General features: G+C 62.6%; 1 protein-coding gene. It reads left to right on the top strand.

Annotated elements, in window-relative coordinates:
- Positions 1-294: VCBS domain-containing protein (locus KW821_RS21470; RefSeq protein WP_218292866.1), on the top strand; the 294-nt coding region annotated here is incomplete at both ends.

Raw genomic sequence — 294 nt, 5'->3', positions numbered from 1 at the left:
ACCGAGACCGGTAGCCTGAGCGTGACCGACGTGGACGGGGCGGATGAAGCCAAGTTCAAGCCGGGTGTGGGCACCCCGAGTGCCGGCGCCCTGGGTCAGCTGGAGATCGATGCGGATGGCAAGTGGAATTATGAAGTCGCCAACGACAAGGTGCAGTACCTGGGTCAGGGCGAGACCAAGGTCGAGACCTTCGTGGTTGAGAGCCTGGATGGCACCAGCCATACCGTGACCATCACCATCACCGGCGTCAATGACGGTGCGGTGATTGTGGGTGATGGCAGCGGTGCGGTGACC

It is taken from the genome of Aeromonas sp. sif2416 (assembly GCF_019218665.1).
GTDB lineage: Bacteria > Pseudomonadota > Gammaproteobacteria > Enterobacterales > Aeromonadaceae > Aeromonas > Aeromonas encheleia.
This window is presented reverse-complemented; position numbering and strand designations above follow the sequence as displayed.